Below are 9,428 nucleotides of genomic sequence, written 5' to 3' on the forward strand. Positions count from 1 at the left end.
AGTCATTTTCCGCGTTTTTCAAGCGGTGATGACGAGAGTCTCGATGCACACTCCCCTATCAAAGCCTAAAATACCACGAACGCGTTGATTCGCGTGAGTCGCTTTGTACGTGTCCGGAAGGCTACACCGCCGGTATTTTCGCGTAATGGCAAGATGCGCTGTGGAGAAGTCGAACAACGTGCCAAAGCCAAAGCGTTTTGGCCGCTCGCCTTGTTCAGCACTTGATTTTGCCGTTGGTGGGCTGCAAACCCGAAGCTGAATAAGACAGAACGGATCAAGATGAACGACGCCGCCCGAAAGATCGCCGCTGTTGCCCAGCCGGAGCAGCACTACCGCGAAGCACCCAACAACATCGAGGCCGAGCAGGCACTTCTCGGCGCGATCCTGATGAACAACGACGCCTATTACCGGGTGTCGGACTTCCTCAAGCCGCCGCATCTTTACGAGCCGCTGCACCGCAAGATCTTCGAGGTCGCGGGCGATATCATCCGCATGGGCAAGATCGCCAATCCGGTGACGATCAAGACCTTCCTGAAAGCCGACGAGAAGGTCGGCGACATGACGGTCTCGGAGTACCTCGCGCGACTGGCGCGCGAAGCCGTCACCATCATCAACGCCGAGGACTATGGCCGCGCGATCTACGATCTGGCTCTGCGCCGTGCGCTGATCACCATCGGCGAGGACGTCGTCAACATCGCCTATGACGCACCGCTCGACATGCCGCCGCAGGCGCAGATCGAAGACACCGAGCGTCGCCTGTTCGAACTTGCCGAAAACGGCCGCTACGATGGCGGCTTCCAGGCGTTCAACGACGCCGTGGCGCTGGCGATCGACATGGCTGCCGTCGCCAAGGAGCGCGATGGCGGTCTTTCCGGTATTTCCACCGGCATCATGTCGCTCGACGGCAAGATGGGTGGTCTGCAGCGGTCCGACTTGATCGTGCTTGCCGGACGCCCGGGCATGGGCAAGACCTCGCTTGCGACCAACATCGCCTACAACATCGCCGCCGCCTATGAAGGCGAAGTGCAGTCCGATGGCAGCATGAAGGCGAAACAGGGCGGCGTCGTCGGCTTCTACTCGCTCGAAATGTCGTCCGAACAGCTGGCCACCCGTATCATCTCCGAGCAGACGGAAGTCTCCTCGTCGAAGATCCGCCGCGGCGACATCAACGATGCCGATTTCGAAAAGCTCGTTGCCTGCTCGATGATGATGCAGAAGGTGCCGCTCTACATCGACCAGACCGGTGGTATCTCGATCGCGCAGCTCTCTGCCCGCGCGCGCCGCCTGAAGCGCCAGCGCGGCCTCGATTGCCTCGTGGTGGACTACATCCAGCTGATGACGGGCGCCGGCAAAGGCGACAACCGCGTGCAGGAAATCACCCAGATCACGACCGGCCTCAAGGCGCTCGGCAAGGAATTGAACGTGCCGATCATCGCGCTGTCGCAGCTGTCGCGCCAGGTCGAAAGCCGCGAGGACAAGCGCCCGCAGCTCTCCGACCTTCGTGAATCGGGCTCGATCGAGCAGGACGCCGACGTTGTGCTCTTCGTGTTCCGCGAGGAATATTACGTGAAGAACCTTGAGCCACGCGACATCCACGATCCGAAATATCCGGAGTGGGAAGCGCTGTTCGACAAGGTGAAGGGCACGGCCGATGTGATCATCGCCAAGCAGCGCCACGGACCAACCGGCACCGTCAAGCTCGCCTTCCAGTCGGAGTTCACCCGCTTCGCCGATCTGGCCGAGCCGAGCTTCACGCATTACGAAGAGCAGTAAGAGCCTAACCAAATTTGACACCGCGCCCTCGCGTTGGCATTATCGCCAACATGAGGGCGCAACTGCTTTACCGCTCGAAGTCCGTGTTGTCGGACGGGGCCATCCAGGAGTTGGTCGTCTGGAAAGTCGCGCGGCCGGTGCCGGGTAGCGCCCATGACTATAAGTACAGCCTCTTCTATGGCTATCCCGGACAACGCGTCGTCGGGTATGACAACGAGCGAGGCAAGGGCGACCACAAGCACCTCGACGGCAGTGAAGAGGCATACGCGTTCTCGACCGTCGAAAAACTTCTCGAAGTTTTTCGACGAGACGTGGACATCAGAAGGAGCCGGCGCAGATGACAACCGCAACGATCCGAATTCAAAGAGACGATGATGCCGCCATCGGCAACGCGATCGATGGGTTCGCCAGAGCCTGGAACAGCGGCGAAGCGCAGCCTCACCTGTTCACCTTCTCATCGCCCGAACAGCTCTTCTCGGTGCTCACGCCCAAACGCTGGACGTTGATCGAGCGCCTGCAAGCGATTGGCCCTTCGACCTATCGCGGCTTGGCCACCGCGCTGTCCCGCGACGTCAAGCGGGTCCACGAGGATGCGGCCGCGCTGATCGAATGGGGGCTGATCGAGGTCAACGAACAGGGCCGTATTCATGTGCCCTATGAGGTGATCCATGCCGACTTCGATCTTCGCAGCGTTGCGTGAGCAAAGCTCCGTCTCTTCCTTGTAATCATCCGACCCTTACAATGTGCGGAGACCTCCCTCCGCCTCCACTGCAGATGTGAAACATGACCGATTTTGCCGACGACTACGAAGACGAAGACCGTTTTTCCTCCGCGGGTTTGCGCCTGACGGTCGATCTTGCCGCCCTAACCGACAACTGGCGTGACATGGCGCGGCGTTCCGGCAAGGCGCGCACGGCGGCCGTGGTCAAGGCCGATGCTTATGGGACCGGGATGGAGGATGCCGGCGAGGCGCTCTATCTGGCGGGCGCGCGGGATTTCTTCGTGGCGACTGTCGATGAAGGCGTGACGTTGAGGCTCTATGCTCCCGACGCGCGTATCTTCGTGCTCGCGGGCATCTGGCCGGGGACCGAGCGGCGCTTTTTCGAGAACGATCTCGTGCCGGTTATATCATCCGAGGAGCAGCTTGCCTTCTGGATGGCGGTGCTGGCCGAATACGGCGATTACCCTTGCGCGCTGCATGTCGATACCGGCTTCAACCGGCTCGGCCTCGATATGAACGAGGCGATCGCGCTCGCCGACGACGTGTCGCGTCCGGCGAGTTTCGCGCCCGTGCTGGTCATGAGCCATCTTGCCTGCGGCGACGAGCCGAGCTCGGCGATGAACCGGCAACAGCTTGAATCATTCCGCAAGGTTAGCGCCGCCTATGAAGGTATCGATTCAAGCCTGTCTGCCTCCGCCGGCATCTTCCTCGGCAACGATTACCACTTCGACCTGACCCGTCCCGGGATCGCGCTTTATGGCGGCGCGGCGGTGAACGGCATGGCCAATCCGATGCGCCCGGTGGTGACGGCGGAGGCGCGTGTCATTCAGGTGCGTGATGCCAAGGCCGGCCAAGGCGTCGGCTATGGCCGCGCACTGGAAATTACCCGCGACAGCCGGCTCGCCATCGTCTCGGCCGGTTACGCCGACGGGTATCTGCGCAGCCAATCCAGTGGCGGCGTCCCCCTGCGCCAAGTGGCGCCCCAGGGCGGCCACGGCTTTATTGCCGGACGCAAGGTGCCGATTGCCGGACGTGTGACCATGGATATGACGATCTTCGACATCACCGATCTGCCCGAGAACGCGGTGAACGCCGGCGATTATGTCGAGCTCTTCGGGAAGAACATCTCGGTCGACGACGTCGCGCGCGCGGCGGGCACGATCGGCTACGAGGTGCTGACGAGCATGGGGTTGCGCCACGAGCGGCGGTATCTGAGCGAGGACGACGGCTAGGGCTTGGAATCCCTGCCTACGCCTCTTGGAAGCCGGAAATCTTCATGCTAAAAGAGAACAAAAGGAGATCGAAATGACCGAGATCCATCTCAGCGAGCAGGACCTCACCTTCATCGAGGAGCAGATAGCAGACGGACGATACCGAAACGCCGAAGACGTTATTGCGGCCGGGTTGAGACTGCTTGGCAGCGAAGAAGGCGAGATACAGGAACTGCGCCAACTGATCCAACGGGGCATCGATGACATCGATGCCGGACGCGCCATCACATTCGAAAGCGCCGAAGATCTGACAAAGCACATTCTCATGATGGCGGAGGAACGGAAGAATGCGGCCGCGTCAGCTGAAAATGTCATTCGAGGCGCTGGATGATCTTCTCGGCATGTATGATCATATTGCAGCCTTCGATGCGCTTGCTGCGCGCCGTTTTCTCGATGACATCAACGGCAAGATCGAATGGATAGCAAAGCTCGGCATAGCCGGAAGTCCACGCGAGTTCATTCCAGGGTTGCGGGCTTTCCCTTATCGTAATCGCTGTATCTATTTCTTCATTGATGATGAGACGCTTTCCGTCCTGCGCGTGCTGCATGGACGGCAGAAGATTGAGCTCTCACATTTCCTGCGTTTTTATCAGACAGAACAAGAAGACTGATCCTTCCTCATGGCGAAAGCAAGAACACAATTCATCTGCCAGGGCTGCGGCACCATCCACAACCGCTGGGCCGGCAAATGCGAGGGTTGCGGCGCGTGGAACACCATCGTCGAGGAAGACCCGATGGGTGGGATCGGCGGTGGGCCGGCGAAGACGCCGAAGAAAGGCCGCCCGGTGGCGCTGACCGCTCTGTCTGGCGAGATCGAGGAAGCGCCGCGCATCCACACCGGCATTTCGGAGCTTGACCGGGCGCTGGGCGGCGGCTTCGTGCGCGGTTCGGCCGTCCTGATTGGCGGAGATCCCGGCATCGGCAAGTCGACGCTGCTCATGCAGGGGGCGGCGGCGCTTTCGCGGCGCGGGCACCGGATCATCTATGTCTCGGGCGAAGAAGCGGTGGCGCAGGTGCGGCTCAGGGCGCAGCGCCTTGGGGCAGCGGATACGGATGTGCTGCTCGCCGCCGAGACCAATGTCGAGGATATCCTGGCGACGCTGGCCGAAGGCAAGCGGCCCGATCTCGTCATCATCGATTCCATTCAGACACTGTGGAGCGATCTTGCCGAATCCGCGCCCGGCACGGTGACGCAGGTGCGCACCGGCGTGCAGGCGATGATCAAGTTCGCCAAGCAGACGGGTGCCGCCATGGTGCTCGTCGGCCACGTCACCAAGGACGGGCAGATCGCCGGTCCACGCGTGGTCGAGCACATGGTCGATGCCGTTCTCTATTTCGAAGGCGACCGAGGTCACCACTACCGCATCCTGCGTACCGTCAAGAACCGCTTCGGGCCGACCGACGAGATCGGCGTGTTCGAGATGTCGGACAAGGGCTTGCGCGAGGTGGCGAACCCGTCCGAACTTTTCCTCGGCGAGCGCAACGAGAAATCGCCGGGAGCGGCCGTCTTCGCCGGCATCGAGGGAACGCGGCCTATCCTGGTCGAAGTGCAGGCGCTGGTGGCGCCGACCTCGCTCGGTACGCCGCGACGCGCGATCGTAGGCTGGGATTCGGCGCGCCTGTCGATGATCCTCGCCGTGCTCGAGGCGCATTGCGGGGTCAAGCTCGGTCAGCACGACGTCTATCTCAATATCGCCGGCGGTTACCGGATTTCAGAGCCGGCAGCGGATGTGGCGGTCGCATCGGCGCTGGTTTCGTCGCTTGCCGGTATTGCCCTTCCCGCCGATTGTGTCTATTTCGGCGAAGTCAGCCTGTCGGGCGCCGTCCGGCCGGTTGCGCACACGAACCAGCGCCTCAAAGAAGCCGAGAAGCTCGGATTTTCTGCAGCGCTGCTTCCATCGGGGTCTGCCGAACTGCCAAAGGGCACGGGCGGGCGCTGGAGCGAGATCGAAAGCCTGCCGGATCTGGTCGCCCGGATCGCCGGCTCGAAGGGCGCTTTGAGACGTGTGGAAGAAGAGGTTTGATCCTTTCATCGCCGCAACAGGTGATGATATAGGATGCACGCAATGAGGCGCGACTGAGCTGCGAATTGGCGGCCGTCCTGGAGTTGGATTTATATGCCCATTACGATTTTCGACGGTATTGTCATCGGCGTCGTGCTTTTTTCCGCCGTGCTCGCCATGGTGCGCGGCTTCTCCCGCGAAGTGCTCTCGATCGCAAGCTGGGGCGGCTCGGCTGCCGCGGCCTACTATTTCTACCCGTATCTCGTGCCCTACGCCAAGAAGTACACCGACGATGACCGCATCGCGCTCGTCGGCTCGGCCGCGGTCGTGTTTCTGATCGCGCTGATCATCATTTCCTTCATCACCATGAAGATCGCCGATTTCATCATCGACAGCCGCATCGGCGCGCTCGATCGTACTTTGGGCTTCCTGTTTGGCGCGGCAAGAGGCATACTTCTGCTCGTCGTCGCCACCGCTTTCTGGAACTGGCTCGTCGATGTCGATCACCGCCCGAGCTGGGTGAACAACGCCAAGTCCAAGCCGTTCCTGGATTCGATGGTGACGAAGCTGCAGTCGGTTCTGCCTGCTGAATTCGCCCAGGTGATCCGTGCGAGCGTGATGGAAAAACTACAGCCGCAGGGCGGCAATGCGGAAGGCGACAATGCGCCGGCTTCCGATCAGGCGCCGGCCGAGGATGCCGCGCCCGCCCCGGCCAATGGTGCACAGCAACCGTCTAATTGACGCAGTGTTCAACAGCTTGACCCAGCCTGTGGCAGTTGCCATTTGAGGGGGACGCGACTAAAGGTCCGGCCGGGCACACGCTCCGCCGGGCTTACGCCGTTTTCGGAAGTGCCATACCATTCTTGTGAGAGCAAAGGCCCGCAGCAATGAACCAGTCCCATTCCTCCACGCTCAACGACGAACTCGATGGCGATACGCTGCATGAGGAATGCGGTGTGTTCGGCGTTCTCGGCCATCCCGATGGCGCAACGCTGACAGCGCTCGGGCTGCATGCCCTGCAGCATCGTGGGCAGGAGGCGGCCGGTATCGTCACTTTCGACGGCAAGCAGTTCCATACCGAAAAGCGCATGGGCCTCGTCGGCGATCACTACACAGATCCGGCAACGCTGGCGAAGCTTCCGGGCTTCATTTCGATCGGCCACACGCGCTACTCCACGACGGGCGAAGTGGCGTTGCGCAACGTGCAGCCGCTGTTCGCCGAACTCGAAGTCGGCGGCATCGCCGTTGCCCATAACGGCAACTTCACCAACGGCCTGACGATGCGGCGCATGCTGATCGCCGATGGCGCCATTTTCCAGGCGACGTCTGACACCGAAGTGGTGCTGCACCTGATCGCCCGCTCCAAGCAGACCTCCTCCTCCGACCGCTTCATCGACGCCATCCGCCAGATGGAAGGCGGCTATTCGATGCTGGCGATGACCCGCACCAAGCTGATTGCCGCGCGCGACCCGATCGGTATCCGCCCTCTCGTGATGGGCGAACTCGACGGCAAGCCGATCTTCTGTTCCGAGACCTGCGCGCTCGACATCATCGGCGCGAAATACATTCGCGACGTCGAGAACGGCGAAGTCATCATCTGTGAAATCCAGCCCGACGGTTCGATCACCATCGACAGCCGCAAAGCCGACCAGCCGAAGCCTGAACGCCTCTGCCTGTTCGAATATGTCTACTTCGCCCGTCCCGATTCCGTCGTCGGCGGCCGCAGCGTCTACACGGCGCGCAAGAACATGGGCATCAACCTTGCCAAGGAAGCCCCCGTCGAGGCCGACGTCGTCGTGCCGGTGCCCGATGGCGGCACCCCGGCAGCGCTCGGCTTTGCCCAGGCGAGCGGCATTCCGTTCGAATACGGCATCATCCGCAACCACTATGTCGGCCGCACCTTCATCGAGCCGACGCAGCAGATTCGCGCCTTCGGCGTGAAGCTGAAGCATTCGGCCAACCGCGCGATGATCGAAGGCAAGCGCGTCGTCCTCGTCGACGATTCGATCGTGCGCGGCACGACATCGCTGAAGATCGTGCAGATGATCCGCGATGCCGGCGCCAAGGAAGTGCATATCCGCGTCGCCAGCCCGATGATCTACTTCCCCGATTTCTACGGCATCGATACGCCTGACGCCGATAAGCTGCTCGCCAACCAGTATTCGAGCCTGCAGGCGATGTGCGACTATATCGGCGCCGACTCGCTTGAGTTCCTGTCGATCGACGGCCTCTATCGCGCTGTCGGCGGCGAGAACCGCGACGCCGCCAATCCGCAGTTCACCGACCACTACTTCACCGGTGACTACCCGACCCGCCTGCTCGACAACGACAGCACCAGCAATGTCCGCAAGCTGGCCGTCATGGCCAGCAACGGCTAATCTCGGCTGACCTTTCGATCGAGGGGTCGTCCGCGCCCCTCGCCTCCCCGCGTATACGGATAAGGCTACAATGAGCGTCAATCTCACCGGAAAGGTCGCACTCGTCACCGGCGCATCGCGCGGGATCGGCTATTTCACCGCACTCGAATTGGCCAAGGCCGGCGCCCATGTCGTCGCCTGCGCCCGCACGGTCGGCGGCCTCGAGGATCTCGATGACGCGATCAAGGCCGTCGGCGGCTCGGCGACGCTGGTGCCCTTCGACCTCGCCGACATGAACGCCATCGACGCGCTCGGCGCCTCGATCTTCGAACGCTGGGGCAAGCTCGACATTCTCGTCGCCAATGCCGGCGTGCTCGGGGTGATCTCGCCGATCGGCCATATCGAGGCGAAGGTGTTCGAGAAGGTGATGACCATCAACGTCACGGCCACGTGGCGGCTGATCCGCTCGGTCGATCCGCTGCTGACGCGCTCCGAAGCCGGACGCGCCGTTATCCTCTCTTCTGCTGCCGCCCATCGCTGCCGCCCTTTCTGGGGTGCCTATTCGGCGTCCAAGGCTGCTGTCGAGGCCTTGGCTCGCACTTGGGCTGGTGAGACGCAGAGCACGCCTCTTCGCGTGACCAGCGTCGATCCGGGCGCCACGCGCACCGCGATGCGCGCGCAGGCCGTGCCGGGCGAAGATCCCGAAACGCTGCCACACCCTTCCGAGGTTGCAAAGGCGATGATGCCGCTTCTTGCTCCCGACTACACCGAAACAGGCAAGCTGTTCATCGTGCGCGAAAACAAGCTCGTCGGTTACCAAATGCCCGGCTAAGCCATTTCGGCTAGCGCGGCGCTTGCGCTACTGCCCGGAAGAGGCCCGATAGGTCGGGCTCGGTCGGGCAGAGCGCGTTGAGATCGACAGCCCCCTGGATGCCGGCAAGGCTGCCGGTATCGGCGAACTGCCAGATCGACCATCTCCCACAATCGCCGACCAACGGCTCCTCAGCGATGCTTCGCAGCCAGAGATGGTGCGCGGGAAACATCTCCTCGTGCCCCCTCAGATATTGATCGAAGAAGGGCTGATCGAGGTAGAAGATCGGCTTGCCGGGATAGGCGCCGTTCAGCTCCCCGAAGAACGCCTTGAGCTCGCCGCTCAATTCCTCGCGTGTCGGCACCTTGCCGCAATTGCCGGTGAATTCGAGATCGATGGCGAGCGGCAGCGTTCCCTGTTCTAAGGGGACCGTCGCCAGCACGTTCTGCGCCTGATCGCGGCCTGGACGGCAGAAGGTGAAGAAGTGGTAGT

11 protein-coding genes are annotated in these 9,428 nt (G+C 61.9%); 10 read left to right on the forward strand and 1 reads right to left on the reverse strand.

The window, feature by feature from the left end; genetic code table 11:
- Window positions 1–279 precede the first annotated feature (279 nt).
- The 10 genes from B3605_RS22125 to B3605_RS22170 all read left to right on the forward strand — a co-directional run bounded on the left by B3605_RS22125 (window position 280) and on the right by B3605_RS22170 (window position 8,957).
- A complete protein-coding gene (locus B3605_RS22125; RefSeq protein ID WP_018898765.1) occupies window positions 280–1,773 on the forward strand; it encodes a replicative DNA helicase in 1,494 nt (497 codons plus the stop codon).
- Between the two features lie 50 nt (window positions 1,774–1,823).
- Window positions 1,824–2,114, forward strand: a complete 291-nt coding sequence (locus tag B3605_RS22130; protein WP_112973533.1) for a toxin-antitoxin system TumE family protein — start codon at window positions 1,824–1,826, stop codon at window positions 2,112–2,114.
- Complete coding sequence (locus B3605_RS22135) at window positions 2,111–2,473, forward strand: transcriptional regulator (protein WP_112941334.1); 363 nt, start codon at window positions 2,111–2,113, stop codon at window positions 2,471–2,473. The genes B3605_RS22130 and B3605_RS22135 overlap by 4 nt, the downstream gene beginning before the upstream one ends.
- Before the next feature lie 83 nt (window positions 2,474–2,556).
- Entirely contained in the window at window positions 2,557–3,726 is a 1,170-nt protein-coding gene (gene alr / locus B3605_RS22140) for an alanine racemase (protein ID WP_112941335.1), read from the forward strand.
- Between the two features lie 73 nt (window positions 3,727–3,799).
- Window positions 3,800–4,096, forward strand: coding sequence for a type II toxin-antitoxin system ParD family antitoxin (locus tag B3605_RS22145; RefSeq protein WP_112941336.1), 297 nt, complete (start codon window positions 3,800–3,802; stop codon window positions 4,094–4,096).
- On the forward strand, window positions 4,053–4,376 hold the full coding sequence (locus B3605_RS22150) for a type II toxin-antitoxin system RelE/ParE family toxin (protein WP_296436066.1): 324 nt from the start codon (window positions 4,053–4,055) through the stop codon (window positions 4,374–4,376). The genes B3605_RS22145 and B3605_RS22150 overlap by 44 nt, the downstream gene beginning before the upstream one ends.
- Before the next feature lie 9 nt (window positions 4,377–4,385).
- Window positions 4,386–5,789 (forward strand): DNA repair protein RadA, encoded by a 1,404-nt coding sequence (gene radA / locus B3605_RS22155; RefSeq protein WP_112941337.1) that lies wholly within the window; start codon window positions 4,386–4,388, stop codon window positions 5,787–5,789.
- Window positions 5,790–5,882: 93 nt separating this feature from the next.
- Window positions 5,883–6,509, forward strand: coding sequence for a CvpA family protein (locus B3605_RS22160; RefSeq protein WP_112941338.1), 627 nt, complete (start codon window positions 5,883–5,885; stop codon window positions 6,507–6,509).
- A gap of 146 nt (window positions 6,510–6,655) precedes the next feature.
- Window positions 6,656–8,146, forward strand: a complete 1,491-nt coding sequence (gene purF, locus B3605_RS22165; protein WP_111561102.1) for an amidophosphoribosyltransferase — start codon at window positions 6,656–6,658, stop codon at window positions 8,144–8,146.
- Between the two features lie 70 nt (window positions 8,147–8,216).
- Window positions 8,217–8,957, forward strand: coding sequence for an SDR family NAD(P)-dependent oxidoreductase (locus B3605_RS22170; RefSeq protein WP_112941339.1), 741 nt, complete (start codon window positions 8,217–8,219; stop codon window positions 8,955–8,957).
- A gap of 10 nt (window positions 8,958–8,967) precedes the next feature.
- Here B3605_RS22170 and B3605_RS22175 read toward each other — a convergent pair.
- Window positions 8,968–9,428, reverse strand: a 461-nt coding sequence (locus B3605_RS22175) for a GH25 family lysozyme (protein ID WP_296436070.1), incomplete at its 5' end; no start/stop codon positions are given.

Source organism: Rhizobium sp. UBA1881 (genome assembly GCF_002338015.1).
In the GTDB taxonomy this organism is placed as follows: Bacteria; Pseudomonadota; Alphaproteobacteria; order Rhizobiales; family Rhizobiaceae; genus Rhizobium.